This is a genomic window from Paraburkholderia sp. TE9906 (genome assembly GCF_056279605.1).
On record NZ_JBWCCT010000004.1, the window covers coordinates 192,123 to 217,178 of the forward strand.

The following is a 25,056-nucleotide window of genomic DNA, read 5'->3' on the forward strand; positions in this document are numbered from 1 at the left end:
TCAACCCCCGGCGCGCAACTTTTTTAAATTACCCGGGCCATCATACGCATCAGTCCTTCGCGTAGATGTCCGAGTCTTTGGTCTCCCGCACGAACAGCATGCCGATCACGAACGTAACTAGCGCGATCACTATCGGATACCACAGCCCCGAATAGATGTTGCCCTTTGCCGCGACGATCGCGAACGCCGTGGCCGGCAGGAACCCGCCGAACCAGCCATTGCCGATGTGATACGGCAGCGACATCGACGTATAGCGAATCCGCGTCGGGAACATTTCCACCAGCATCGCCGCAATCGGACCGTAGACCATCGTCACGTAGATCACGAGGATCGTCAGGATCACCACGCTCATCGGCCAGTTGATCTGCGAGGGATCGGCCTTCGCCGGATAGCCCGCGGCCTTCAGCGTCGCGGCGAGCGTCGTGTCGAACAGCTTGCCTTGCTCCTTCGCATCGGCGGCGCGGCCGTCGAACGTGTTGACCACCGTATCGCCGACCCGGATCTGCGCCTGCGTGCCCGCCGGCGCCGCGACGTTCTCGTAGTTCAGGCCCGCCCGCGACAGCGCGCTCTTCGCGATGTCACAGGAGCTCGTGAACTTCGCCGTGCCGACCGGATTGAACTGGAACGAGCACTGCGCCGGGTCCGCGATCACGACGATCGGAGCCCGCAGCGTTGCGGCTTCCAGCGCCGGGTTCGTGTAGTGCGCGAGCGCCTTGAACAGCGGGAAGTAGGTGAGCGCGGCGATCAGCAGGCCCGCCATGATGATCGGCTTGCGGCCGATGCGGTCCGACAGCGAGCCGAAGAACAGGAAGAATGGCGTGCCGATCAGGAGCGCGATTGCGATCATGATGTTGGCGCTGCTGCCGTCGACCTTCAGTGTTTGCGTCAGGAAGAACAGCGTGTAGAACTGGCCCGTGTACCACACCACGGCCTGGCCGGCGGTCAGACCGATCAGCGCGAGAATCACGACCTTCAGATTCTTCCATTGGCCGAATGCTTCGGAAAGCGGTGCCTTGGACGTCTTGCCCTCCGCCTTGATGCGCTCGAACACCGGCGATTCATGCAGTTGCAGGCGAATCCACACCGACACGGCCAGCAGCAGAATCGAGGCGACGAACGGAATGCGCCAGCCCCATGCGCCGAACGCGTCTTCGCCCATTGCCGTGCGCACGCCGAGAATCACCAGCAGCGACAGGAACAGGCCGAGCGTGGCGGTGGTCTGGATCCAAGCCGTATAGAAGCCGCGGCGTCCCGCCGGCGCATGTTCCGCCACGTAGGTCGCGGCGCCGCCGTACTCGCCCCCGAGTGCGAGGCCTTGCAGCATCCGCATGGCGATGAAGATCACCGGCGAAGCGATGCCGATCGCCGCGTAGCCCGGCAGAAAGCCGACCAGGAACGTCGACAGGCCCATGATCACGATCGTGACGAGGAACGTGTACTTGCGCCCGACCATGTCGCCGAGCCGCCCGAACACGATCGCGCCGAACGGCCGGACCGCGAAGCCCGCGGCAAAGCTGAGCAGCGTGAAGATGAAAGCGGCCGTCGGATTGACGCCGGAGAAGAAGCTTTTGCTGATGAAGGCCGCGAGCGAGCCGGCCAGATAGAAGTCGTACCACTCGAAAATCGTCCCTAGCGACGATGCGAAGATCACCCGCTTCTCCTCGCGCGTCATCGGCACGTGCGAGATTTGCCCGCCAACGGTAGCCATATGCTGTCTCCAATATTGATATGCACGCGGAGCGCCGGTAAAAGCGTTCCCGTGAAACCGATTATTGGAGTGGAAACTTACGGCGCACTGACGTGGCGAGGTGAATGAGCAGAATCCGAAATGCAGGCTTCGGTTTGGCAACGTCTGTTAAATGCCTGGAAAATTTCCGCAAGATTCGCCTAACGTATCTCAAAAACCCGTGTGCGAGTTTTGCCGTTCAGGGCGCGTTAGGGTAAGTCCCGCCCCGCTCATGCACATGCAAACTGACACGCACGAGCGTCCCCGCAAGCCGCGGCGACTCCTGATAGACGTTGTCTTCGATGGCCAGCACGCCGCCGTGCATGGTCGCGATCTCGCGGACGATCGCCAGCCCCAGCCCGCTGCCGTCGCCTTCGCGGCCGAGAATCCGGTAGAAGCGCTCGATCACCCGCGACCGTTCGGCGACCGGAATGCCGAGGCCGGTATCTTCGACTTCCAGATGCACCAGCCGTGCCGCCGCTTCGTGTCTCACCCGAACGGTGATGCGCCCGCCCGTCGGCGTGTAGCGGATCGCATTGTCGATCAGGTTCGACAGCATTTCGCGCAGCATCACCGGATTGCCGTCGACTTCGACGGGTCCGTCGGGCGCTTCGTAGCCGAGGTCCATCTGCTTGGCGAGCGCGGCCTGCACCCAGTCGCGCACGGCGTTGCGCGCGACCTCGCTTACCTCGACCGGCGCGAATATCTGCCCCGACATACGGTTTTCCGCACGCGCCAGCGCCAGCAACTGCGTGACGAGCCGCGCGGCGTGCTCCGAACTGGTGGCGATCTGTTCGAGCGAGCGGTGCACTTCCGCCGACACGTCCTGGCGCAGCGCCAGTTCGGCCTGCATGCGCAAGCCGGCGAGCGGGGTTTTCATCTGATGCGCGGCGTCGGCGATGAAGCGCTTCTGCAACTCCATGTTTTGTTCGAGGCGCGTCAGCAGATCGTTGAAGGACGTCACCAGCGGCTCGATTTCCGGCGGCGCGCGGCGCGCTTCGAGCGGCGACAGATCGTCCGGGCGCCGCGCGCGGATGTGCGCCTGCAGCGCATGCAGCGGCGCAAGGCCGCGCGACAGGCCGAACCACACCAGCAGGATCGCGAGCGGCAGAATCACGAACTGCGGCAGGATCACGCCTTTGATGATGTCGTTGGCCAGCTGGCTGCGCTTGTCGAGCGTTTCGGCGACCTGCACCAGCACGGGCTGCGCGCCGGGCGTGCGCGGAAACTCGACGGTCGTGTAGGCGATGCGGATGTCGTTGCCGTGCAGCATGTCGTCGCGGAATTCGACGATGCCCGGCGGCGGCCGGTCCTCTTCATGCGGCAGCGGCATGTCGCGCTCGCCGCTCACCAGTTCGCCGCGCGTGCCGAGCACCTGATAGAACACGCTGTCGACGTTGTCGGCGCGCAGGAAGTCGCGCGTCGAGTCGGGCAGCGACAGTTCCGCGACGCCATTGACCGGATGGATCTGGCGGGCGAGCACGTAGGCGTCGGTTTCGAGCGCGCGGTCGAACGGGCCGTTCGCAATCGATTTGGCGACCAGGTAGGTGACCGCGAGGCTCATCGGCCAGAGCAGCAGCAGCGGCGCCAGCATCCAGTCGAGAATTTCGCCGAATAGCGAGCGCGGGCGGGCTGCGGCGGCGGCCTCGGTTTCGTCGGGCGGGGCGAACGGATTGGCGTAGCGCTCGTCGCGCGCCTCGTCGAGGTCCGCCGCGTGCGCCGCCGGGGCGCGATCTGCGCGCGCGGACATGGATGCCCTCTATTTGTAGTGATGGCTCGCCGGCATCGCGCCGGACGGCGGCGAGGCGGGCGGGTCGGGCTCGGCGGGGGCGGGGGTGCCGGCGCCCGCGCCGGCGGGCGCCGCGGCTTTTTCGAGGCAGTAGCCGAGGCCGCGCACGGTGATGATGCGCACGCCGCTCGGCTCGATCTTCTTGCGCAGGCGGTGCACGTAAACTTCGATCGCGTTATTGCTGACTTCCTCGCCCCATTCGCACAGGTGGTCGACGAGTTGTTCCTTCGAGACCAGCCGGCCGATCCGTTGCAGCAGTACTTCGAGCAAGCCGAGTTCACGCGCCGACAAGTCGATCACCTGCTCGTTCACATAGGCGATCCGGCCAACCTGGTCGAACGACAGCGAGCCGTGCCGCACGACCGTCGGGCCGCCGCCCGCGCCGCGCCGCGTCAGTGCGCGCACGCGCGCTTCGAGTTCGTTTAGCGCGAAGGGCTTTGCCATGTAGTCGTCGGCGCCGAGGTCGAGGCCTTTGACGCGTTCGTCGACGCTGTCCGCGGCGGTCAGGATCAATACCGGCATGTGCGAATTGCGCGCGCGCAGGCGGCGCAGCACCTCGAGCCCGGACATGCGCGGCAGGCCCAGATCGAGGATCAATAGGTCGAAAGTCTGCATTGACAACGCGGTATCGGCTTCCACGCCGCTCTTCACGTGATCGACCGCATAGGCCGATTGGCGGAGTGATCGGACCAGACCGTCCGCGAGTATGCTGTCGTCTTCGGCAATCAGAATTCGCATGATGCGCCAGCCTGGCCTTGCCGGCACCGTGGGTGTTCCCGGCGCACAGCGGTCTCCGAAAATTATTGTGGGTAGTTTGGGCAGTGCGACGGTAAAAATGCGCGTTCGCATGAGAATCGCACTTGCCAAAACTACTGTTTTTTTATACAGTGTCTGGGTTTCGTGTGCTGTCCTTCAAAAATGGACGGTACACCTGCCTCAGACGCCGTTCATCATAGCAAAGGACGATTCATGGAAGAAAGCAAGAAAGGCTCGGCTGGACTGACTGCTGAAAAGAGCAAGGCGCTGGCTGCCGCGCTCGCGCAGATCGAAAAGCAGTTCGGCAAAGGGTCGGTCATGCGGCTCGGCGCAGGTGAGGTAGTCGAAGACATCCAGGTGGTTTCAACCGGATCGCTCGGCCTCGACATCGCGCTGGGCGTCGGCGGTTTGCCGCGTGGCCGTGTGGTCGAAATCTATGGTCCGGAATCGTCCGGTAAAACCACGCTGACGCTGCAGGTCATCGCCGAAATGCAGAAGATCGGCGGCACGGCGGCGTTCATCGACGCGGAACACGCGCTGGACATCCAGTACGCGGGCAAGCTTGGCGTGAACGTGAACGACCTGCTGGTTTCGCAGCCGGACACCGGCGAACAGGCGCTCGAAATCGCCGACGCGCTGGTGCGTTCGGGCTCGATCGACATGATCGTGATCGACTCGGTCGCGGCACTCGTGCCGAAGGCTGAAATCGAAGGCGAAATGGGCGACTCGCTGCCGGGTCTGCAAGCGCGTCTGATGTCGCAAGCGCTGCGCAAGCTCACCGGCACGATCAAGCGCACGAACTGTCTCGTGATCTTCATCAACCAGATCCGCATGAAGATCGGCGTGATGTTCGGCAACCCGGAAACCACCACGGGCGGCAACGCGCTGAAGTTCTACGCATCGGTGCGTCTGGACATTCGCCGGATCGGTTCGATCAAGAAGAACGACGAAGTGATCGGCAATGAAACGCGTGTGAAGGTCGTCAAGAACAAGGTGTCGCCCCCGTTCCGCGAAGCGATTTTCGACATTCTGTACGGCGAAGGTATTTCGCGCCAGGGCGAAATCATCGACCTGGGTGTACAGGCCAAGATCGTCGACAAGGCCGGTGCCTGGTACAGCTACAGCGGCGAGCGGATTGGTCAGGGCAAGGATAACGCGCGCGAATTCCTGCGTGAAAATCCGGACATCGCTCGCGAGATCGAAAACCGTATCCGCGAATCGCTGGGCGTCAATGCAATGGCGGAAGCCGTGACCGGCGCAGGCGCTGAAGTCGCGGACGAAGAAGAGTAAGCATCAAGTGATACGCAAGGGCCGACCGTTGTCCGATGGCGGACGCCATTCGGCCGGCCCGCGCGATGAAGGCGACGATCCGTTCGATCCATTCGAATCGTTCGACGCACACGACCGCGCTGCGGGCCACGGCCAGCAGCGCGCGCAGTCTGAACCCTCGCAGTCCTCAACCTCGGACCCTTCCGAGACCACCTACACCCGTTCGCGTCGCACACCTGGCGAAGCGAGACCGGGGCAAGATGAAGCAAAAAAATCCCAACGTCCGGCACGTTCGCTGAAAGGGCGCGCGCTCGGCTATCTGTCGCGCCGCGAATACAGTCGCGCCGAACTCGCACGCAAACTGAAGCCATTCGTTGAAGAAAGCGATTCGCTCGACACGGTGCTCGACGCGCTGGAGGCCGAAAACTGGCTGTCCGACTCGCGTTTCGCGGAAAGCCTGGTTCATCGTCGCTCGTCGCGGCTGGGCGCGAACCGGATTCTCGGCGAACTGAAGCAGCACGCGCTCGACCAGACACTCGTCGAAGAAGCCAGCGCGCAATTGCGTGAGACCGAACTCGTGCGTGCTCAGGCCGTCTGGCGCAAAAAGTTCGGCCAGCTTCCCGAGACGCCCGCCGAGCGGGCCAAGCAGACGCGATTTCTGGCGGCGCGCGGTTTTTCGGGCGCCACGATCGGCAAAATCCTCAAAGGCCTCGACGAGGAGTGGGGCGGCGAATAGCCGCGTTGACTTCGGGCATCGTTTTTGGGCCGCCCCTTCCGGCCTCACACCCATTTCCTTCGAGATAGGCGCCCAGCCTCGCTGCCCGTCCTTGCGGATTCCAACCTGTCTCAAATACCCAGTATGCTAAAATTCGTGGGTTTTCCAATCCGGCCTTTCCTTCCCGCATGCCGCTTTCCCCGCCAGTGTCCCGTCAGTTGCGCCATCGTCGCGCAATCAGAGCGGAAGCCTATGAGCGAGCCGATGGCCTGTGGGATGTGGAAGCGTGCTTGACCGACGAAAAACCACGCGATGTGGCGCTTGCGTCGGGCGTCCGGCCCAATGGTCAGCCGATCCATGAACTCTGGCTTCGCATCACCATCGATCGCAAGCTCAATGTCGTCGACGCCGAGGCGTCGTCCGACTGGGTGCCCTATCCTGGTTTGTGCCAAGTCAGCAATCCCGCCTACCGTGCCCTCATCGGGCTCAATCTCCAGCACAATTTCCGTCGCGATGCTGCCCGTTTGCTCGGCGGCACGGCCGGTTGCACGCATCTCACCGAGCTGTGTGCGATTCTGCCGACCGCCGCGATTCAGGCATTCGCCGGCGACGTGTGGAACACCGGTGACTCCAATGGCGGCACGCGAGGCGCGAGCGCAGGTTCAGGAGACGAATCGTCTAACAGCACAGGCGAGCATTCCAACGACAAACCGCCATTCCAGCTGGGACGCTGCCACGCGCTGCGTTTCGACGGCGAGGCGGTGCAACAGTTTTATCCGCGCTGGTATGGCCACGCACCGCATTCAGTGGATCGCGCGGCATCGTCAGGCGAGGGCGGCAACGCGTCCGGCATGAACGACGGCAGCGGAAACGAAGTTCAATCCAACTCTCAGACTGAAGGGAATCACGCATGAAGATTCACGAGTACCAGGGTAAGGAAATCCTGCGGAAATTCGGCGTCGCGGTACCGCGCGGCAAGCCGGTCTTCTCGGTGGATGATGCGGTCAAGGCCGCGGAAGAGCTCGGCGGCCCGGTATGGGTCGTGAAGGCTCAGATCCACGCGGGTGGCCGTGGCAAGGGCGGCGGCGTGAAGGTCGCCAAGTCGCTGGAACAGGTTCGCGAATACTCGAACCAGATCCTCGGCATGCAGCTCGTCACGCACCAGACCGGTCCGGAAGGCCAGAAGGTGAACCGTCTGCTGATCGAAGAAGGCGCTGACATCAAGAAGGAACTGTATGTCGGCCTCGTGATCGATCGCGTTTCGCAGAAGATCGTCGTGATGGCATCGAGCGAAGGCGGCATGGACGTCGAGGAAGTCGCGGAAAAGACGCCTGAGCTGATCCACAAGATCGCCGTCGACCCGGCGACCGGTCTGAAGGATGCTGAAGCCGACGAACTCGCAACGAAGATCGGCGTGCCCGCCGCTTCGCTGCCGCAAGCGCGCGCGATCCTGCAAGGCCTGTACAAGGCATTCTGGGAAACCGACGCATCGCTGGCCGAAATCAACCCGCTGATCCTGACCGGCGACGGCAAGGTCATCGCGCTCGACGCCAAGTTCAACTTCGATTCGAACGCACTGTTCCGTCATCCGGAAATCGTCGCGTACCGCGATCTGGACGAAGAAGATCCGGCTGAAGTCGAAGCATCGAAGTTCGACCTCGCATACATCTCGCTCGACGGCAACATCGGCTGCCTCGTGAACGGCGCTGGCCTCGCAATGGCAACGATGGACACCATCAAGCTGTTCGGCGGCGAACCGGCGAACTTCCTCGACGTGGGCGGTGGCGCCACGACCGAGAAGGTCACGGAAGCGTTCAAGATCATGCTGAAGAACCCGAACCTGACCGCGATTCTGGTCAACATTTTCGGCGGCATCATGCGCTGCGACGTGATCGCGGAAGGCGTGATCGCGGCGTCGAAGGCCGTGTCGCTGAAGGTGCCGCTCGTGGTCCGCATGAAGGGCACGAACGAAGACCTGGGCAAGAAGATGCTCGCCGAATCCGGTCTGCCGATCATCGCGGCGGACAGCATGGAAGAAGCGGCTCAGAAGGTCGTCGCGGCCGCTGCGGGCAAGGCGTAAGCCAAACCCCAAGCGCGTTTACCAGGATTACGAATGGCGGCGTGCGAGCGACGCGGGCGAGAACATTCCGCCTCGCGGCGCAACCGCATGACGCCAAACGAACAGAGGTTTATACATGTCGATTCTGATTAACAAAGACACCAAGGTCATCACGCAGGGCATCACCGGCAAGACCGGTCAGTTCCACACGCGTGCTTGCCGTGAATATGCAAACGGCCGCGAAGCGTACGTTGCAGGCGTGAACCCGAAGAAGGCCGGCGAAGATTTCGAAGGCATTCCTATCTACGCTAGCGTCGCGGAAGCCAAGGCTGAAACGGGCGCGACCGTGTCGGTGATTTACGTTCCGCCGGCAGGCGCTGCTGCGGCAATCTGGGAAGCGGTCGAAGCCGACCTGGACCTCGCGATCTGTATCACGGAAGGCATTCCTGTCCGTGACATGATCGAGCTCAAGGCACGCATGCGCGCAAAGAACAGCAAGACGCTGCTGCTCGGACCGAACTGCCCGGGCACGATCACGCCGGACGAACTGAAGATCGGCATCATGCCGGGTCACATCCACCGCAAGGGCCGTATCGGCGTCGTGTCGCGTTCGGGCACGCTGACGTATGAAGCAGTCGGCCAGTTGACGGCGATTGGCCTCGGCCAATCGTCGGCAGTCGGTATCGGCGGCGACCCGATCAACGGTCTGAAGCACATCGACGTGATGAAGATGTTCAACGACGATCCGGATACGGACGCCGTCATCATGATCGGCGAAATCGGCGGTCCGGACGAAGCGAACGCCGCTGAGTGGATCAAGGACAACATGAAGAAGCCGGTGGTTGGCTTCATCGCGGGCGTCACGGCGCCTCCGGGCAAGCGCATGGGCCATGCCGGCGCGCTGATCTCGGGCGGTGCGGATACGGCTGAAGCGAAGCTGGAAATCATGGACGCGTGCGGCATCAAGGTCACGAAGAACCCGTCGGAAATGGCGCGTCTTCTGAAGGCGATGCTGTAAAAGCAAAATTCGCGTGCTGTTATGGCGCGTTTTTTGTTACGCTTACGAAGTCCTTTCGTGAGCGGGCGGTCCCGAAAAGCGGGGGAGTTTTAGGCTCCCCCGCTTTTTTATTGTCCGCGCGGCAGATTTTTTCTTATTCTTCTTCTCATGCTCGAGTTCCTCACCACCCTCCATTGGGGCGCGGTCTTCCAGATCATCGTCATCGACATCCTGCTGGGTGGCGATAACGCCGTCGTGATCGCCCTGGCCTGCCGCAATCTGCCGCCCGCGCAACGCATACGCGGCGTGCTGTGGGGCACGGCGGGGGCGATCGTGCTGCGAGTGGCGCTGATCGCGTTCGCCGTCGTGCTGCTCGACGTGCCGCTGCTGAAGTTCACGGGCGGGCTGTTGCTGCTGTGGATCGGCGTGCGTCTGATGGCGCCCGCGCACGACCCGCATGAGAGCATCAAGCCGGCCGACCGGCTGATGTCGGCGATCAAAACCATCATCGTCGCGGATGCGGTGATGAGCCTCGATAACGTGATCGCCATTGCGGGCGCCGCCGAAGCGGCCGATGAACAGCATCGCCTCGCGCTGGTGATTTTCGGCCTGGTGGTGAGCATTCCACTGATCGTGTGGGGTAGCCAGATCGTCCTCAAGCTGCTCGACCGTTTCCCGATCATCATCCTGCTCGGTGCTGCTTTGTTGGGCTGGATCGCTGGCGGCCTGATCATCAACGACCCGGCCGGCGACCGTTGGCCGATTCTCGACACGCCCGCCGCCGAATACGGGATGAACATCGCGGGAGCGTTGTTCGTCGTGATCCTTGGCTACCTGTTAAAGCGTCGCAATGCCAATCGTGCGGCGGCGTGAGGCGCACGGGCCGCATGTGCGCATGTGCTGGAACCTGAACCAGAACTCGCCGCTGCTATAGCGCTTGAGCGCAACGTTAGCCGTTCGGCTGACTGTGGGCCGGGAGCGTCGCTGGCTACGATTGAAACGCCTGTCCCCGATTCGAGGGCCAGGCGTTTTTCGTTTCAGGAGCCTGCCGATGATCGTTACCTTGCCGTATTCCCCTTATTGCCAGTCCTCGCTTGCCGCGCGCTCCCTGTTTGGGCGAGCGGCCTGGTCCGCGCGGCTCGCGCGCGTTTGCCGCCGCTTCGGCGTCGGCTTCACGCTGATCGAACTGATGATCGTGCTGGCGATCGTCGGTGTGATCGCGGCCTATGCGATTCCCGCGCACCAGGACTATCTGGCTCGCAGCCGGGTGGGCGAAGGCCTGTCACTTGCCTCGTCCGCGCGGCTCGCGGTCGCCGAAAACGCCGCGAGCGGCAATGCGTTCAGCGGCGGTTACGCGTCGCCGCCCGCGACCCGCAACGTGGAGTCCATCCGGGTCGACGACGACACCGGTCAGATTACGATCGCCTTCACGACGCGCGTCGCGCCCGCCGGTTCGAACACGCTCACGCTGGTGCCGTCGGTGCCCGACAATGCGGACGCACCGACCGCGCGGGTCGCGTTGCCCAAGGATTCGGTGCAAGCCGGCGCGCTGACGTGGGAGTGCTTCACGAGCGGCAAAACGGCGTCTTCGTTGCCGGCGCCGGGCGCGGGACCCGCACCTGCGGAGGCGCCCACGCTGGCGTCGAATCTCGCACCGCCGGAATGCCGCTCGTGAGTGAGCGCGTGATTCGGCCAACGCTTGCCGCATGAAGGCGGAGCGCACGTAAAAGGGTGATTTTCGGCATATTTCGGCCGGGCCGGCGCACAGCGCAAGGAATTTTTTGTATAGTGCGCCGGTTGCTTGACGCCCTACCGGTTACTCGATGCCCACCCCATTTGCGCGCTACCTTTCTCTCATTCTGTTGGCTCTCGCGTTGGTGCTGCCGTATGCGGTCGCCAACCATACGTACCCGATTCCGACCTTCTACGCTGAGTTCACCGCGCTCGCGCTGTATCTGCTGACCGGTGCAGGTGTCGTGCTGCTGATGGCGACGGCGAGACCACGCATTACGTTCGCCTCGCCGACGGTCGCGCTGGTGCCGTTGCTGTTCGGACTGGTGCTGGTCGCGCAAGCGGTGCTGCTGCCGGTCGCGCAACCCTCAATGAACTGGCTCGGCGGCGGGTTCCTGCTCGCGGGGTTCATGGCGGTTCATGCCGGCTACGGTTTTTCGCGCGCCAAGCTCGACGAGACGGCATTGCGCTGGGCGGCTGGCGCGCTGATCGTGGGTGGGTTGTTCGCGGTGTTCAGTCAGGTGATCCAGCTCTTTCACCTGGAGACGCGCGTGGCGCCGTTCGTCGTTGCGTATAACGTGACGGTCGAACGCCGGCCGTTCGGCAATATGGCGCAGGCGAACCACCTCGCCACCTATATCGCGTTCGCAATGGCGGGCGCGCTGTTCCTCGTGCAGACGCGGCGGCTGGCCGTCGGCATCTGGCTGCTCGTATCGACGATCTTCGCGGCGGGACTGGCGCTGACCGTTTCGCGCGGCCCGTGGCTACAGATGGGGGTGATCGTCGTTGCGGGTTTCTGGATGGCGTTCGCGCAGGTTCGCAGCGAACCGCTGCTACGCCGCAGCAACCGTGAGTGGCTCATCCCGATCGCTCTCGCCGTGCTGTTCTTCGTGGTCAATGCGCTGATCCGCTGGGCCAATGTGCACTATCACCTGGAGCTCGGACAGTCGGCGGCGGACCGCTTCAAGGACGCCGGTCAGATCGCGCCGCGCCTCGCGCTGTGGAAGTACGGCTGGACGATGTTCAGGACCCATCCGCTGCTGGGCGTCGGTTGGGGCGAATTTCCGAGCTACCAGTACGAACTGGTGAGGACGCTCGGCGGCGTCGAGATCGCCAATAATTCGCACGACATCTTCATCGATCTGCTTGCGAAGACCGGCCTGATCGGCGTAGCGATCGTGCTGCTCGGGCTCGTCGCCTGGCTGGTGCGCGTGGTGCGTGCCCCGCAAAGCGCGACGCGCGTGTTCGGCATCGCGCTGATTGGCGTGCTGACGATGCATGCGCTGGTCGAATATCCGCAGCAGTACATGTTCTTCCTGTTGCCGGCGATGTTCGTGTTCGGCTTGCTCGAAACGCGCCCGCTGCGGCTCGTGCCCGCACGTTTGTCGTTCGGCGCGTTTGCTGTGGTGGTGTTCGGCGGGCTGGCCGCGCTCTATCCGGTATATCGCGACTATGCGCGCGCGGAGGTGCTGTATTACGGCTCGCGGCCGGCGGAGCAATACACGGCGGCGCCGTCGTTCCTGTTCCGGGCGTGGGGCGAGTACGGCCTTGCGACGTTGCAGCCGATGAATTCGGTCGACCTGCAACGCAAGCTCGCGATGCACAGGCAGGCCATTGCGCTGCTGCCGGGCGAAACCGTATTACGACGCTATGCGGTGCTGCAGGCGCTGAGCGGAGATACGGCGGCGGCGCTCGACACCGTCGAACGCCTGAAGATTTTTGCCGAGGAGTTGAAGGACTGGCCGTCGCAACTGGGTTATCTGTACCAGTTGACCGATGAGCACAAGTCGCTGGCCGCCTTCAAGGCGGAACTCGTCAAGCGCTATGGCATGCCGTCGTCCGACGTCAATCAGGACGACGACGAGAGCGACGAGGAGTGACGCCGGTCGCGTCCGTCGCAAAGAATCAAAGCGTCAGGGGGAAGGGGCTTGATGGCGTAAGCCGCCGTCAACCCGCTACCCAATCCCCAGACTTTCCGCCGTGCTTCTCCAGCACGCGCACGTCGGTGATCGTCATGCCGCGATCCACCGCCTTGCACATGTCGTACACCGTCAGCAGCCCCACCTGTACGGCGGTCAGCGCTTCCATCTCCACACCCGTTCGGCCAAGCGTTTCCACCTGAACCGTGCAGTGCACGCCAGGTAGCGTTTCATCGAGTTCGAAGTCCACTTTTACGCGCGTCAGCGCGAGCGGGTGACAAAGCGGGATCAGATCGGCGGTGCGCTTCGAGCCTTGAATCGCCGCAATGCGCGCAATGCCGATCACGTCGCCCTTTTTGGCGTTGCCGTCGCGGATCAGCGCGAACGTCTGCAGCAGCATGCGGATCGAGCCGCGCGCGACAGCGATGCGCTTGGTCTCCTGCTTGCCGCCGACGTCCACCATATGCGCTTGGCCCGCGGCGTCGAAATGAGTGAGTTCAGGCATGGTTGGCTCCTTCAGAGGGCGCCTATCATAGCAGTGCGACGCAACCCACCCGGATCACCGCATCGACTGATTACAATTGCCCTGTGCCCGCTATCTTAGTCCGAGCCGCGGGCGTCGCTTTCCGACTTCGTTATCGACCTCGCGATGCGTCTGAAACGGTTTCTTGCTGCGTTGTTGTCTGTCGCGCTCGCGGCGCCGCCGGGCGCGTTCGCGCAATCGCATGCCGCGCCGAAACTCGCGCTCAACGCGCAGCCGGCCGAATCGCCGTTGATCAGCGGCCCGGCCGATGCCTACGCCGACCCGCTCTTGCCACCCGACATCGCGCAAGGCGTGTTCGGCGTGTACGGCGGCGCGCAGAGCCGCCTCTCCGGCAACGCCGGTGTGAACAGCAGTTTGCGCGCGCCGATCGCCACCCAGCAATTGCCCGATCTCGGCAACGGCGGCTCAGGTGCGTTGACGCCGCAGGCCGAGCGCAAGCTCGGCGAGCGCGTGATGCGCGAAGTGCGCCGCGACCCCGACTATCTCGACGACTGGCTCGTGCGCGACTACCTGAATTCGGTGGCCGCCAAACTCGCGGCGGCGGCGAGCGCGCTGTATATCGGCGGCTATCGCCCGGACTTCGAGCTGTTCGCGGTGCGCGATCCGCAGATCAACGCGTTTTCGCTGCCGGGTGGGTTCATCGGTGTGAACACCGGCTTGATCGCGGCGACGCAGACCGAGTCCGAACTGGCGTCGGTGCTGGGTCACGAAATGGGCCACGTGTTGCAGCGTCACATCTCGCGGATGATCTCGGCCAGCGAGCGCAGCAGCTATGCCGCGCTCGCCGGCCTGCTGTTCGGCGTGCTGGCGGGCGTGCTTGCGCACAGCGGGGACCTGGGCAGCGCAATTGCGATCGGCGGCCAGGCGTATGCGGTCGACAACCAGTTGCGCTTTTCGCGTTCCGCCGAGCACGAGGCCGACCGGGTCGGTTTTCTGCTGCTGGCCGGCGCGGGCTACGACCCGTACGCGATGGTGACCTTCTTCGGCCGGCTCGATCGCGCGGCGATGAGCGACACGGGTGTTCCCGCATACGCGCGCACGCATCCGTTGACCGGCGAGCGGATCGCGGACATGGAAGACCGCGCGCGCCGCGCGCCCTACCGGCAGCCGCATCAGGCGCCCGAATACGGTTTCGTGCGAGCACGGGCGCGTTTGCTGCAGGACCGCTCGCGCAGCGAGTACGCGGACGAAATTTCGCGCCTGCGCTCGGAGATCGACGACCGCACCGCGGTCAACGTCGCGGCGAACTGGTACGGCATTGCGTATGGACAGATGCTGCTCGACCGTTATGACGACGCGGTGGCGTCACTCGCGACTTCGCGTACGGCATTCGCGACCGGCGAGCGCACCGAAGGCGAACCCGCGCGCAGTTCGCCGAGCCTCGACCTGCTGGCCGCCGACATCGCCCGGCGTACTGGCCGCAACGACGAAGCCGCGCGTCTCGCGGAGTTTGCGCAGAAGCGCTGGCCGCAGTCGAATGCCGCGATCGACATGCACATCCGCACCTTGCTGACCTTGCACCGTTTCGCCGACGCGCAGGCGCTCGCGCAGAACGAAACGCGCGCGCACCCGGATCAGCCTGCCTGGTGGCTGTATCTCGCCCAGGCGAGCGCGGGCAGCGGCGATGCGTTGACGCAGCATCGGGCGATGGCGGAGAAGTTCGCGCTGGAGGGCGCGTGGTCGTCGGCGATCCGGCAACTGAAGGACGCGCGCGATCTGAAGACGATCGGCTATTACGATCTCGCGACCGTCGATGCGCGCCTGCACGAAATGGAGAGCCGCTACAAGGAAGAGCGGCTCGATGAGAAGAGCTAGTTCGCGGTTAAGGCGGGTCCGGTGTCATCTGTGCGCGCTGGCTGAGGCACGAACGTCGTGCGCGCCAAGCCCTGGACCTACCTAAACCCTCGCCGCCGGACTCGGCTCGAACCCGAAGCGCGTGGCGACCTCGCCGCGCCGTATCGCTTGCAGCGGCAACACGGTCTCGTTGTTCCAGTGGAACTCGCCGCTCATCGAATCGTCGGCGAGCGTCGCGTGATTGGAGAAGATTTCCAGATCGTGATCGTGCAGAACCGCGACTCTCGGGTGCGCAGAATTGTCGGCACCGTCGGCACTGTCGGCAAACAGAATCCCGCCCTCTTCGTCGACAAACGCAGCCGCGGGCTCAAAGGCGCCGCCTGCCTGGTCCTGCAGCGCGAGCGTCCCATCGGCGTTCGCCGACAACCGCACCACCCACGGCGTGTAACCCAACTCGACGTAGACCCGTTGCGGGCCATTCTGGAAAAACCACTGCCCGTGTTCGTCGGCGCCGTAGTTCCGGTTAATGAAGCCGAGCAGTGCCTCATGCCGGATCGGCGTGCCCGGCGAGCCGCTCGCCTGGGCCGTTTCGTCACGCATACGCCAGTTGCCGCGCCGGTCCAGCATCAGCCAGCCCGTGCAGCTCGGCACGTTCGGCCACTTGGCCAAAGCCTGTTTGACGATGTCATCCATGATCGACGTGCCGCTCCAGGTAGCCGAACACGCGCCGCGACAGCCAGTCGATGCGGCCCGGGAACGGTCCGGTCATGAAGCCGGCGTGGCCGCCATGCTTCGGTTGGTCGAGCTCCACCGCCGCCGAGACTTCATGCCGCGATGGCAGGGCCTCGGCCGGCAGGAAAGGGTCGTTGCGCGCATTGAGCACCAGCGTCGGCACCTGAATGTGCGGTAATAGCGGCCGCGTGGTCGCGCTGCTCCAGTAGTCGTCGGTATCGCGAAAGCCGTGCAGCGGCGCGGTCACCACGTTGTCGAATTCGTACATGGTGCGGCTCGCCAGCATCGCGTCGCGGTCGAACAGGCCGGGAAACTGGGCCAGCTTCTGCTCGGCCTTCTGCTTGAGCGTCTTCAGGAAACTGCGCGTGTAGACGAGGCCGAAGCCCTGCGACAATGCACGGCCGCCGGCATGCACGTCGATCGGCGTCGAAATCGCGGCCGCCGCCGCGACCACTGACGCGGCGTCCTCGCGCCGTTCGCCGAGCCAGCGCAGCAGCACATTGCCGCCCAGCGACACACCCGCCGCCACGACCGGACCGCGATGCGCGGCGCGCAAACGGCGCAGCACCCAGTCGACTTCGTTGCTGTCGGCGAGGTGATAAAAGCGCGGCAGGCGGTTCATCGTGCCGCTGCAACTGCGAAAGTGCGGCACGACGCCGTGCCAGCCGTAGTCGCGCGCGGCCGCCATCAACGTCGCCGCGTAGTGCGAACCCGAACTGCCTTCGAGGCCGTGAAACAGCACGAACAGTGGGGCGTCGGCGGCGGGCGTACGGGGCGCGGCGGGCTGGCCGTCCGGCACGACCCAGTCGAGATCGATGAAATCGCCGTCGGGCGTATCCCAGCGCTCGCGGCGAAACGACACCGCCGGGCGGCGCGCGAACAGCGACGGGACAATGGTCTGCGCATGCCGGTTCGGCAGCCACAGCGGGGCACGGTAGAGCAGCTCGACAGTGGCCTCGACGGCGGCCGCGACCGTGGCCTGGGCCGTGCCGGAGGAAACGGATTTATCGTGCGTCGAACTCATGCCGGCGTTGGAGCAAAAAATAAAGCGCGAATCTGAATCTGAAACCGTGCCTGAAACTGAACCGCAAGCGTGCGTCAGTGCAGCGAGCCCTGACCATGCCGCATCTTGGTGGCGAACTGGCTCGCGGCCTCGTTCGGCATCGGGCTCGCGTGAATGTGCGCGATGCGCCACTCGCCGCGTTCGTGGACCATCACGTAAGTCGTGAAGACCATCGCGGGCGTGGCGGTGGGACCAGCTGGCCGATGCGCCTCGGCAATTGCATAGACGACGGTGCCGAGACTGTCGTAGACGCGGATGTCGAGCGGCTCGATCGACACGGGCGCGGCCTCGAGCTGGCTCTGCAAGCCGGCGCGAATGCTGTCGAGACCGTGCAGGTGCGAGCCGTCGGCGCAGATGCAGCTGACGAACTCCTCATCGATCCACAGGCCCATCAAACTGTCGATATTGACCTCGGCGACGGCCTGATAGTAGGCGTTCAGGGTGTCGGCGGCGGCTTCGAAGATATGGGCAAAACGTGGCATGGCTCGTCAGTCTCTTGTGCGCGGCGCGCGGTTGCGGGGCAGCGGTCAGCGGGACAGTCCGGCGCACCGGACCTGTCGGCCCCGGAGCGTCAGCATGCCCGTGCCGCAAGGCGCGAACATGACGCGACGCACACGGGGGCGTGCGGTGTTGCGTGCAAGTACCAAGTCGACTATCAGTCGGTTCAGCGTTGCGCGAGCAGCATGCCGCGCAAATCGCTGAAGACCTGTTCGGCGCTCAGTTGCTTCAGGCAGTTCAGATGCCCGAGCGGACATTCGCGCTCGAAACAGGGGCTGCATTCGAGATGAAGCCATTGTACCTTCGCAAGCTCCGACAAGGGCGGGGTGTGGCGCGGATCGGTCGAACCGTACACGGCCACCAGCGGCCGGCGCAGCGCGGCGGCGACGTGCATCAGGCCGGAGTCGTTGGTGACGACCGCGTTGGCCCGTGAGATCAGCGCGCAGGCTTCGCCGAGCGCGGTCTGGCCGCACAGGTTGCGCACGTTCGGTGCCTTCTCGGCGATCGCCTGGGCGAGCGGCGCGTCTTTCGGCGAGCCGAGCGCGACGATCTGCGTGTACGGGAACGACTGGCCGACCATCTGCGCGAGCGCGGCGAAGTGTTCGGGCGGCCAGCGCTTGGCCGGCCCGTACTCGGCGCCCGGGCAGAACACCAGCAGCGGCACGCGCGTGTCCAGATTGAAACGCGCCGACACGCGCGACGCTTCGTTCAGGTCCGTGTCGAGGCGCGGCATCGGCAGGTCGTCGGGGAGCTTGGCGCCGGGCGCGTAGGCGAGGGCGGCGTACTGGCCGACCATCGGCGGGCGCTCGTCCTTGCGCGGATTCGCGTGCCGCACGTTCAGCAGGCCGTAGCGGCTTTCGCCGGTGTAGCCGATGCGCAGCGGAATGCCCGCCAGCCACGGAACCAGCGCCGACTTGAGCGAGTTCGGCAGCACATAGGCCGCGTCGTAGCCGACGTCGCGCAAATCGCTCGCCAGCTGCCAGCGGCGCAGCATTTGCAGCTTGCCGTGCGCGAGGTCGGTGGCGTAGACGTCGCGGATTTCCGGCATGCGTTCGAGCACGGGCGCGACCCACGAGGGCGCGACCGCGTCGATGACGATGCGCGGATGCAATTTCACGAGGCGCGCAAACAGCGGCTGCGCCATCAATGCGTCACCGATCCAGTTCGGTGCGATAACCAACGCGCGACGCATCAGAGTGAGTGTCCGGTGTCGAAACGAAACGCCGCGCGCGCGATGCGCGTAGCGTTCGGATTGATGAAAAGGGAAAAGCCGCGAACCGCGTGGCGCGCTTCCGGTTGGCCGGAGGCGCCGCGGTGGCGGCCCGATTTGGGGCGCCGTTGGAGCGTGCTGGCCTTTGAGCTTGCGTGCGCGTCGGCGTTGTGTGCGTTTGCTGTGTAATCCCGCCCGGCCCGCCTGACGACAAGGCGGACAGCATCATCCTCAGCCTGTCAGCAAGCCAACCACACACGACGAAGCGGAGGACGGGGCGACCTGAAACACCGATTAACCCGCACCCATCGAGCCGCACACGACATCTCTAGCCAGCACCGCCGGCAACCAACGCTCAATGCGCCAGGTTCAATGACCCCTGACCACTTCGCCGTCGCGCAGCTTGTAACGCGTGCTGCAGTACGGGCAACGCGCTTCGCCGTGCGTGACATCGATAAAGACGCGCGGATGCGCGCTCCAGCGCGGCATGGCCGGATTCGGGCAGTACGCCGGCAGGTCTTTTGCCGACAGTTCGACCAGCGGCATTTCCTTGATTTCGCTCATGGGCTTTCTCGTTGTATGCAGGGTGCGAGCGTTGCGCCGGTAGCCGGCCCGAAAGGGCAACGGGCCCGGAGATATCGGCGCAGCGCGCGTTAGATCTTGGTCAGCCAGTGCGCGTACTTGTCGCTCTTGCCGTTCACGATGTCGAAGAAGCCCGATTGCAGCTTCTCGGTGATCGGGCCGCGCGCGCCCGAACCGATCGTGCGGTTGTCGAGCTCGCGGATCGGCGTGACTTCGGCCGCGGTGCCGGTGAAGAACGCTTCGTCGCAGGTGTAGACCTCGTCGCGCGTGATGCGCTTTTCGATCACCTGGATGCCGGCGTCGCGCGCAAGCGTGATGACCGTGTCGCGCGTGATGCCGTCGAGGCACGACGACAGGTCCGGCGTGTACAGCTTGCCGTTGTTCACGAGGAAGAAGTTCTCGCCCGAGCCTTCCGACACGTAGCCGTCGACGTCGAGCAGCAGCGCTTCGTCGTAGCCGTCGGCGATCGCTTCCTGGTTGGCGAGGATCGAGTTCACGTACCAGCCCGACGCCTTGGCGCGGACCATCGACACGTTCACGTGATGGCGCGTGAACGACGACGTCTTCACGCGGATGCCCTTGGTCATGCCGTCTTCACCGAGGTATGCGCCCCACGGCCACGCGGCGATCGCCACATGAATGGTGTTGCCCTTGGCCGACACGCCGAGCTTTTCCGAACCGACCCAGATGATCGGGCGCAGGTAGCAGGACTCGAGCTTGTTCTCGCGGACCACTTCGCGTTGCGCGGCGGCAAGCGTTTCGTGGTCGAACGGCACGTCCATCTGGAAAATCTTGGCGGAGTTCAGCAGACGCTTGGTGTGCTCCTGCAGACGGAAAATCGCGGTGCCGCCGTCGGCCGTCTTGTAGGCGCGTACGCCTTCGAAAACGCCCATGCCGTAGTGCAGCGTGTGGGTGAGCACATGGATTTTGGCGTCGCGCCAGTCGATGAGCTTGCCATCCATCCAGATCTTGCCGTCGCGGTCGGCCATTGACATACGATTCTCCAGCGGGTGCGTTGTGAAGTGTGGCTACGCGCGTCAGGGGCAGCCAAGAGCGTTATTTTAGCGTCTTTTGCACACGGAACGGGCATTTGGGCGCATCCGGGACGCTATAATCCGGCACACGCATAATTCACATCCGGATGCGCCAGCGGGTGCCTGACGACCTGGCGTCGACTTCCCTTCGTTGCGGCGCCTTGCGCCGGCTCGTTTCGCCTCATGCTCGCTCGTCTGTCTGATACCGATCGTCGTGCCTTCCGTGAGGGCGCGCGCGACTACTCGCCCACGCTGATGGCGATTTTCTCGTGGGGGCTCGTCACCGGTATCGCGATGAGCAAATCCGTGCTCACGCTGCCCCAGGCGCTCAGCATGTCGCTGCTGTGCTATGCGGGCTCGTCGCAACTGGCGGTGCTGCCGCTGCTCGCCGCCAAGCTGCCGATCTGGACCGTGCTGCTCACCGCGGCGATGGTCAACACGCGGTTCGTGATCTTCAGCGTCGGGCTCGCGCCGCACTTCTCCTATCTGTCGATGTGGCGGCGCATCGTGCTCGGCTATTTCAACGGCGACGTGATCTATCTGCTGTTCCAGAAAAAGAGCTTCCCGACCGGTTACGTGCCGGGCAAGGAGGCGTACTTTTGGGGCATGGCGGTGTGCAGCTGGCTCTCCTGGCAGGTGTCGTCGATCGCCGGCATCCTGCTCGCGAGCCTGATTCCCGACAATTGGGGGCTCGCACTGGCGGGCACGCTGGCCCTGCTGCCCATCATGGTGTCGGCGATCGCGACGCGCTCCACGCTGGTCGCGGTCGGCGTCGCCGGGGTCGTGTCGCTGCTCGCTTTCGACCTGCCGTACCGGCTCGCGCTGCCGCTCGCGGTAATCGCGGCGATCATCGCCGGCAGCGCCGCCGACCTGATGGTCGAGCACGCCGATCTGCGCCGTATCCGCAACAGCGCCGGAGATTCCCGATGACATCCACGCAAGTCTGGCTGGCCATTTTCGGCATGACCTTCGTCACTGCGGTGACCCGCGCGATGTTTCTGATCGGCGGGGAGCGCACGGTGCTGCCCGCGCGCGTGCAGCGGATGCTGCGCTACGCACCGGCCGCGGCGCTGGCCGCCGTGGTGCTGCCCGACGTGCTGACGACGCCGGACGGCGCTCTGTCGTTCGCGCCGTCCAATCACGAGTTTTACGCGACGCTGTCCGGTCTCGGGTGGTTTTTGTGGCGGCGCACCATGCTCGGCACGATCGTCACGGGGATGATTGTGTTCACGCTATTGCGCATCTTCATATAACAGGACGGGTGGCGAATGCTGCGCCGCGCCATGGACGGAGTTATCTCCAAATACGCGAGATTCGCCTGCGTGCGGGTCAGAAGGGAGTGTGGATCAGTTAAAATGCCAGTTTCCGGGTTGAGCGCGCTGCTGTAAGCGCGAGAGCCGCGGCCCTGCCGCAGGCGCCCGATCACGTGGATCCGCTGCCGTGTCACAGCGCTGGAATTCGCCGCGCTCGACGCCTGCGCGCCGTCCGCCACCGCCTTCTCATCAACTCGCACACACACGCCCATGAACAAGGTATTGCGTCTCTCCGATCTGATCGCCGAAGGCAAGCTATCCGGCAAACGCGTGTTCATCCGCGCCGATCTGAACGTGCCGCAGGACGATCAAGGCAACATCACCGAAGACACCCGCATCCGCGCGTCGGTGCCGGCTATCAAGGCGGCCCTCGACGCGGGCGCCGCCGTGATGGTCACGTCGCACCTCGGTCGCCCGACCGAAGGCGACTTCAAGCCGGAAGACTCGCTCGCGCCGGTCGCGAAGCGTCTGGCCGAACTGCTTGGCCGCGACGTGCCGCTGGTCGCGAACTGGGTCGACAACGGCGTGAACGTCGCGCCGGGCTCGGTCGTGCTGCTGGAAAACTGCCGCGTCAACAAGGGCGAAAAGAAGGATTCCGACGAGCTCGCGCAGAAAATGGCGAAGCTCTGCGACGTCTACGTGAACGACGCGTTCGGCACCGCGCACCGCGCTGAAGCAACCACGCACGGCATCGCGAAGTACGCGCCGGTCGCCTGCGCCGGCCCGCTGCTGGCGGCTGAGCTCGAAGCGCTGGGCCAGGCGCTGGGCGCACCGAAACGCCCGCTCGTGGCGATCGTCGCCGGGTCGAAGGTGTCGACCAAGCTGACCATTCTGAAGTCGCTGGCCGACAAGGTCGATCAGCTGATCGTCGGCGGCGGCATCGCGAATACGTTCATGCTGGCCGCCGGCCTGAAGATTGGCAAGTCGCTCGCCGAAGCCGATCTGGTGAACGAAGCCAAAGCGATTATCGACGCGGCCAAGGCGCGCGGCGCATCGGTGCCGATCCCGACCGACGTGGTCACGGCCAAGGAGTTTTCGCCCACAGCCAAGGCTGAAGTCAAGGCCGTCGCCGATGTCCAGGACGACGACCTGATCCTCGACATCGGACCGGAAACGGCCAAGCTGCTCGCAGCGCAGCTGGAAAAGGCCGGCACGATCGTGTGGAACGGCCCGGTCGGCGTGTTCGAATTCGACCAGTTCGGCAATGGCACGAAGACGCTGGCGGACGCGATCGCCAGGTCGTCGGCGTTCTCGATCGCAGGCGGCGGCGATACGCTCGCGGCGATCGCCAAGTACGGCATCCACGACAAGGTCAGCTACATCTCGACGGGCGGCGGCGCTTTCCTCGAGTTCCTCGAAGGCAAGAAGCTGCCGGCGGTCGAAGTCCTGGAATCGCGGGCTTAACGTGGCGACGCGCTCCCTAACGGCAAAGTCAGCGAAAGCGCGTAGCGGCCAGCGTGCCAGCCAGCCGCGCGATACCGCGGCAGCGACGGCAGGGGAGCGCGCGGCGCGCTCCGCCGCCACTCCGGCGGCATCCGCCGCAACAGAAGAATCCGGCTCGTCTCTCGCGCTCGCGGCGTTGACCACCGCCGGCGACGCAGCGGAACTGTCCAGTGGACAATCCGTGCCGCCGCCCGCGGAACTCCCCGCTGAAGAGACCGTCCCTCCACCGGCACCCTCCGTGCCGGTATCGAACACCGCTGCAACCTATAAAGCGACGCTGGTTTCAACCGGCGCGCAACCCCTGTCAGCATCTTTCGGTGCGCAGCCTCCGCATCCGACTCGCAGCGTTCTATCCAGCGATCCTATCCAGACGAGGAGACTCATGCATCGCGCCACCAAGATTGTCGCTACCATCGGACCGGCTTCCAACACGCCGGAAATCCTGCTGCAAATGATTCAGGCAGGGTTGGACGTGGTGCGGCTCAATTTCTCGCACGGCACGGCCGACGACCACCGCCAGCGCGCCGAATTCGTGCGCGAGGCGGCCCGTCAGGCCGGCCGTGAAGTCGCCATCATGGCGGACCTGCAAGGCCCGAAGATCCGCGTCGGCAAATTCGAAAACGGCAAGATCACGCTGGTCGCCGGCGAGCCGTTCATCCTCGACGCCGACTGTGAACTCGGCAACGAGCAACGCGCCGGTCTCGACTACAAGGATCTGCCGCGCGACCTGAAGTCGGGCGACGTGCTGTTGCTCAACGACGGCCTGATCGTGCTGAACGTCGCGCGCGTGATCGGCAATGAAATCCACACGATCGTGAAGATCGGCGGCGAGCTCTCGAACAACAAGGGCATCAACCGCCAGGGCGGCGGCCTGTCCGCGCCCGCGCTCACTGCGAAAGACATGGAGGACATCCGCACGGCGATGTCGCTCAGCGTCGATTACGTCGCGGTGTCGTTTCCGAAGAACGCGACCGACATGGAAATGGCCCGCCAGCTGGCGAATATCGCTGGCGCGCCGTTCGGCATCAAGCCGAAGATGATCGCCAAGATCGAGCGCGCGGAAGCGATTCCGGCGCTGCAGGGCATCCTCGACGCGTCGGACGGCATCATGGTCGCGCGCGGCGATCTGGCCGTGGAAGTGGGGAATGCCGCAGTCCCCGCGCTGCAAAAGCGGATGATCCGTATGGCGCGCGAATCGAACAAGTTCGTGATCACCGCGACCCAGATGATGGAGTCGATGATCTACGCACCGGTGCCGACCCGCGCCGAAGTGTCGGACGTCGCGAACGCGGTGCTCGACGGCACGGACGCGGTGATGCTGTCGGCGGAATCGGCAGCGGGCAAGTATCCGGTGCAAACCATCGAGACGATGGCCGCGATCTGCGTGGAAGCCGAGAAGTCGGAGCAGTCGGAGCTGGACCGCGATTTCCTCGACCGCACGTTCACCCGGATCGACCAGTCGATCGCGATGGGCGCGCTCTTCACGGCCTATCACCTGGGCGCGAAGGCGATCGTGGCGTTGACCGAATCCGGCTCGACCGCGCTGTGGATGTCGCGTCACTGGACCCACGTGCCGATCTTCGCGCTCACGCCGCGAGTCGGCAGCGAACGGGCGATGGCGCTGTACCGCAACGTGACGTCGCTGCATCTGGACACCAACACCGACCGCGACACGGCGTTGCAACAGGCGTTGGAGACCGTGGTGAGCAAGGGTTACGCGTCGCGCGGCGACATGGTGGTGCTGACCGTCGGCGAACCGATGGGGCAGGCCGGCGGTACCAATACGTTGAAAATCGTGCGGGTCGGAGAACCGTACTGATCAGGCAGCAGATTGCTCGATCGGCACAGGCTTGATTGAGCGAAGCAGGCCCGCATGCCCCGC

At 64.5% G+C, this 25,056-nt stretch carries 23 protein-coding genes; 13 read left to right on the forward strand and 10 right to left on the reverse strand.

Features of this window, described 5'->3' with window-relative positions:
• Positions 1-49: 49 nt before the first annotated feature.
• The 3 genes from ACZ9H4_RS11795 to ACZ9H4_RS11805 form a co-directional block, all read right to left on the reverse strand.
• Complete coding sequence (locus ACZ9H4_RS11795; RefSeq protein WP_408140429.1) at positions 50-1,708, reverse strand: MFS transporter; 1,659 nt, start codon at positions 1,706-1,708, stop codon at positions 50-52.
• Positions 1,709-1,925: 217 nt separating this feature from the next.
• Entirely contained in the window at positions 1,926-3,476 is a 1,551-nt protein-coding gene (locus ACZ9H4_RS11800; RefSeq protein WP_476119106.1) for a sensor histidine kinase N-terminal domain-containing protein, read from the reverse strand.
• Between the two features lie 9 nt (positions 3,477-3,485).
• Entirely contained in the window at positions 3,486-4,253 is a 768-nt protein-coding gene (locus tag ACZ9H4_RS11805; RefSeq protein WP_408152369.1) for a response regulator, read from the reverse strand.
• Positions 4,254-4,484: 231 nt separating this feature from the next.
• Here ACZ9H4_RS11805 and recA point away from each other — a divergent pair, with 231 nt between their 5' ends.
• The 8 genes from recA to ACZ9H4_RS11845 all read left to right on the forward strand — a co-directional run bounded on the left by recA (position 4,485) and on the right by ACZ9H4_RS11845 (position 12,922).
• On the forward strand, positions 4,485-5,561 hold the full coding sequence (recA, locus tag ACZ9H4_RS11810) for a recombinase RecA (RefSeq protein WP_042321135.1): 1,077 nt from the start codon (positions 4,485-4,487) through the stop codon (positions 5,559-5,561).
• 7 nt (positions 5,562-5,568) lie between these two features.
• Positions 5,569-6,276, forward strand: a complete 708-nt coding sequence (recX, locus tag ACZ9H4_RS11815) for a recombination regulator RecX (protein WP_476119108.1) — start codon at positions 5,569-5,571, stop codon at positions 6,274-6,276.
• A 167-nt stretch (positions 6,277-6,443) separates the two neighbouring features.
• The gene (locus ACZ9H4_RS11820) at positions 6,444-7,169 is read left to right on the forward strand and encodes a DUF2889 domain-containing protein (protein ID WP_408140437.1); all 726 of its coding nucleotides are present in this window, start codon (positions 6,444-6,446) and stop codon (positions 7,167-7,169) included.
• Positions 7,166-8,335: an ADP-forming succinate--CoA ligase subunit beta gene (sucC, locus tag ACZ9H4_RS11825; RefSeq protein WP_064268774.1), complete on the forward strand. Its 1,170-nt coding sequence runs from the start codon at positions 7,166-7,168 to the stop codon at positions 8,333-8,335. Before ACZ9H4_RS11820 ends, sucC begins: the two co-directional genes overlap by 4 nt.
• A 115-nt stretch (positions 8,336-8,450) precedes the next feature.
• A complete protein-coding gene (gene sucD / locus ACZ9H4_RS11830) occupies positions 8,451-9,332 on the forward strand; it encodes a succinate--CoA ligase subunit alpha (RefSeq protein WP_228875199.1) in 882 nt (293 codons plus the stop codon).
• A 147-nt stretch (positions 9,333-9,479) separates the two neighbouring features.
• Entirely contained in the window at positions 9,480-10,184 is a 705-nt protein-coding gene (locus tag ACZ9H4_RS11835) for a TerC family protein (protein ID WP_476119110.1), read from the forward strand.
• Positions 10,185-10,362: 178 nt separating this feature from the next.
• Positions 10,363-10,986, forward strand: a complete 624-nt coding sequence (locus ACZ9H4_RS11840; protein WP_476119111.1) for a pilin — start codon at positions 10,363-10,365, stop codon at positions 10,984-10,986.
• A gap of 148 nt (positions 10,987-11,134) precedes the next feature.
• On the forward strand, positions 11,135-12,922 hold the full coding sequence (locus ACZ9H4_RS11845) for a PglL family O-oligosaccharyltransferase (protein WP_476119112.1): 1,788 nt from the start codon (positions 11,135-11,137) through the stop codon (positions 12,920-12,922).
• A 67-nt stretch (positions 12,923-12,989) separates the two neighbouring features.
• On the opposite strand, the gene moaC is transcribed toward ACZ9H4_RS11845, so the two are convergent.
• Positions 12,990-13,466, reverse strand: a complete 477-nt coding sequence (gene moaC / locus ACZ9H4_RS11850; protein ID WP_408140446.1) for a cyclic pyranopterin monophosphate synthase MoaC — start codon at positions 13,464-13,466, stop codon at positions 12,990-12,992.
• 144 nt (positions 13,467-13,610) lie between these two features.
• Between moaC and ACZ9H4_RS11855 the strand changes: the two genes are divergently transcribed.
• Positions 13,611-15,320, forward strand: a complete 1,710-nt coding sequence (locus ACZ9H4_RS11855; protein ID WP_476119113.1) for a M48 family metalloprotease — start codon at positions 13,611-13,613, stop codon at positions 15,318-15,320.
• Positions 15,321-15,401: 81 nt separating this feature from the next.
• Here ACZ9H4_RS11855 and ACZ9H4_RS11860 read toward each other — a convergent pair whose 3' ends face one another.
• The 6 genes from ACZ9H4_RS11860 to ACZ9H4_RS11885 all read right to left on the reverse strand — a co-directional run bounded on the left by ACZ9H4_RS11860 (position 15,402) and on the right by ACZ9H4_RS11885 (position 20,379).
• Positions 15,402-15,992, reverse strand: coding sequence for a DUF2946 family protein (locus ACZ9H4_RS11860; RefSeq protein WP_408323551.1), 591 nt, complete (start codon positions 15,990-15,992; stop codon positions 15,402-15,404).
• Positions 15,985-17,055 carry a hydrolase gene (locus tag ACZ9H4_RS11865; protein WP_408140452.1) on the reverse strand — a complete coding sequence of 357 codons (1,071 nt, stop codon included), beginning with the start codon at positions 17,053-17,055 and terminating at the stop codon, positions 15,985-15,987. Before ACZ9H4_RS11865 ends, ACZ9H4_RS11860 begins: the two co-directional genes overlap by 8 nt.
• 74 nt (positions 17,056-17,129) lie before the next feature.
• The gene (locus ACZ9H4_RS11870; protein ID WP_408140453.1) at positions 17,130-17,576 is read right to left on the reverse strand and encodes a nuclear transport factor 2 family protein; all 447 of its coding nucleotides are present in this window, start codon (positions 17,574-17,576) and stop codon (positions 17,130-17,132) included.
• A 182-nt stretch (positions 17,577-17,758) separates the two neighbouring features.
• Positions 17,759-18,784 carry a lipopolysaccharide heptosyltransferase II gene (gene waaF / locus ACZ9H4_RS11875; protein ID WP_408140458.1) on the reverse strand — a complete coding sequence of 342 codons (1,026 nt, stop codon included), beginning with the start codon at positions 18,782-18,784 and terminating at the stop codon, positions 17,759-17,761.
• A gap of 387 nt (positions 18,785-19,171) precedes the next feature.
• Positions 19,172-19,366, reverse strand: a complete 195-nt coding sequence (locus ACZ9H4_RS11880; RefSeq protein ID WP_035548391.1) for a zinc-finger domain-containing protein — start codon at positions 19,364-19,366, stop codon at positions 19,172-19,174.
• A gap of 89 nt (positions 19,367-19,455) precedes the next feature.
• A complete protein-coding gene (locus ACZ9H4_RS11885) occupies positions 19,456-20,379 on the reverse strand; it encodes a branched-chain amino acid transaminase (protein ID WP_408140460.1) in 924 nt (307 codons plus the stop codon).
• Positions 20,380-20,601: 222 nt separating this feature from the next.
• Here ACZ9H4_RS11885 and ACZ9H4_RS11890 point away from each other — a divergent pair, with 222 nt between their 5' ends.
• The 4 genes from ACZ9H4_RS11890 to pyk all read left to right on the forward strand — a co-directional run bounded on the left by ACZ9H4_RS11890 (position 20,602) and on the right by pyk (position 24,993).
• The gene (locus ACZ9H4_RS11890) at positions 20,602-21,348 is read left to right on the forward strand and encodes an AzlC family ABC transporter permease (RefSeq protein WP_476119114.1); all 747 of its coding nucleotides are present in this window, start codon (positions 20,602-20,604) and stop codon (positions 21,346-21,348) included.
• Positions 21,345-21,671: an AzlD domain-containing protein gene (locus ACZ9H4_RS11895; protein ID WP_408140464.1), complete on the forward strand. Its 327-nt coding sequence runs from the start codon at positions 21,345-21,347 to the stop codon at positions 21,669-21,671. Before ACZ9H4_RS11890 ends, ACZ9H4_RS11895 begins: the two co-directional genes overlap by 4 nt.
• 270 nt (positions 21,672-21,941) lie before the next feature.
• Entirely contained in the window at positions 21,942-23,135 is a 1,194-nt protein-coding gene (locus ACZ9H4_RS11900) for a phosphoglycerate kinase (protein ID WP_408152378.1), read from the forward strand.
• A gap of 421 nt (positions 23,136-23,556) precedes the next feature.
• The gene (gene pyk, locus ACZ9H4_RS11905) at positions 23,557-24,993 is read left to right on the forward strand and encodes a pyruvate kinase (protein ID WP_408140468.1); all 1,437 of its coding nucleotides are present in this window, start codon (positions 23,557-23,559) and stop codon (positions 24,991-24,993) included.
• Positions 24,994-25,056: the final 63 nt, after the last annotated feature.

Excerpts from the sequence above, each read along its gene's own strand:
- ACZ9H4_RS11795 (WP_408140429.1), bottom strand. The coding sequence starts at position 1,708 with ATGGCTACCGTTGGCGGGCAAATCTCGCACGTGCCGATGACGCGCGAG.
- ACZ9H4_RS11800 (WP_476119106.1), bottom strand. The coding sequence starts at position 3,476 with ATGTCCGCGCGCGCAGATCGCGCCCCGGCGGCGCACGCGGCGGACCTC.
- ACZ9H4_RS11805 (WP_408152369.1), bottom strand. The coding sequence starts at position 4,253 with ATGCGAATTCTGATTGCCGAAGACGACAGCATACTCGCGGACGGTCTG.
- recA (WP_042321135.1), top strand. The coding sequence starts at position 4,485 with ATGGAAGAAAGCAAGAAAGGCTCGGCTGGACTGACTGCTGAAAAGAGC.
- ACZ9H4_RS11820 (WP_408140437.1), top strand. The coding sequence starts at position 6,444 with ATGCCGCTTTCCCCGCCAGTGTCCCGTCAGTTGCGCCATCGTCGCGCA.
- sucC (WP_064268774.1), top strand. The coding sequence starts at position 7,166 with ATGAAGATTCACGAGTACCAGGGTAAGGAAATCCTGCGGAAATTCGGC.
- sucD (WP_228875199.1), top strand. The coding sequence starts at position 8,451 with ATGTCGATTCTGATTAACAAAGACACCAAGGTCATCACGCAGGGCATC.
- ACZ9H4_RS11835 (WP_476119110.1), top strand. The coding sequence starts at position 9,480 with ATGCTCGAGTTCCTCACCACCCTCCATTGGGGCGCGGTCTTCCAGATC.
- ACZ9H4_RS11840 (WP_476119111.1), top strand. The coding sequence starts at position 10,363 with ATGATCGTTACCTTGCCGTATTCCCCTTATTGCCAGTCCTCGCTTGCC.
- ACZ9H4_RS11845 (WP_476119112.1), top strand. The coding sequence starts at position 11,135 with ATGCCCACCCCATTTGCGCGCTACCTTTCTCTCATTCTGTTGGCTCTC.
- moaC (WP_408140446.1), bottom strand. The coding sequence starts at position 13,466 with ATGCCTGAACTCACTCATTTCGACGCCGCGGGCCAAGCGCATATGGTG.
- ACZ9H4_RS11855 (WP_476119113.1), top strand. The coding sequence starts at position 13,611 with ATGCGTCTGAAACGGTTTCTTGCTGCGTTGTTGTCTGTCGCGCTCGCG.
- ACZ9H4_RS11860 (WP_408323551.1), bottom strand. The coding sequence starts at position 15,992 with ATGGATGACATCGTCAAACAGGCTTTGGCCAAGTGGCCGAACGTGCCG.
- ACZ9H4_RS11865 (WP_408140452.1), bottom strand. The coding sequence starts at position 17,055 with ATGAGTTCGACGCACGATAAATCCGTTTCCTCCGGCACGGCCCAGGCC.
- ACZ9H4_RS11870 (WP_408140453.1), bottom strand. The coding sequence starts at position 17,576 with ATGCCACGTTTTGCCCATATCTTCGAAGCCGCCGCCGACACCCTGAAC.
- waaF (WP_408140458.1), bottom strand. The coding sequence starts at position 18,784 with ATGCGTCGCGCGTTGGTTATCGCACCGAACTGGATCGGTGACGCATTG.
- ACZ9H4_RS11880 (WP_035548391.1), bottom strand. The coding sequence starts at position 19,366 with ATGAGCGAAATCAAGGAAATGCCGCTGGTCGAACTGTCGGCAAAAGAC.
- ACZ9H4_RS11885 (WP_408140460.1), bottom strand. The coding sequence starts at position 20,379 with ATGTCAATGGCCGACCGCGACGGCAAGATCTGGATGGATGGCAAGCTC.
- ACZ9H4_RS11890 (WP_476119114.1), top strand. The coding sequence starts at position 20,602 with ATGCTCGCTCGTCTGTCTGATACCGATCGTCGTGCCTTCCGTGAGGGC.
- ACZ9H4_RS11895 (WP_408140464.1), top strand. The coding sequence starts at position 21,345 with ATGACATCCACGCAAGTCTGGCTGGCCATTTTCGGCATGACCTTCGTC.
- ACZ9H4_RS11900 (WP_408152378.1), top strand. The coding sequence starts at position 21,942 with ATGAACAAGGTATTGCGTCTCTCCGATCTGATCGCCGAAGGCAAGCTA.
- pyk (WP_408140468.1), top strand. The coding sequence starts at position 23,557 with ATGCATCGCGCCACCAAGATTGTCGCTACCATCGGACCGGCTTCCAAC.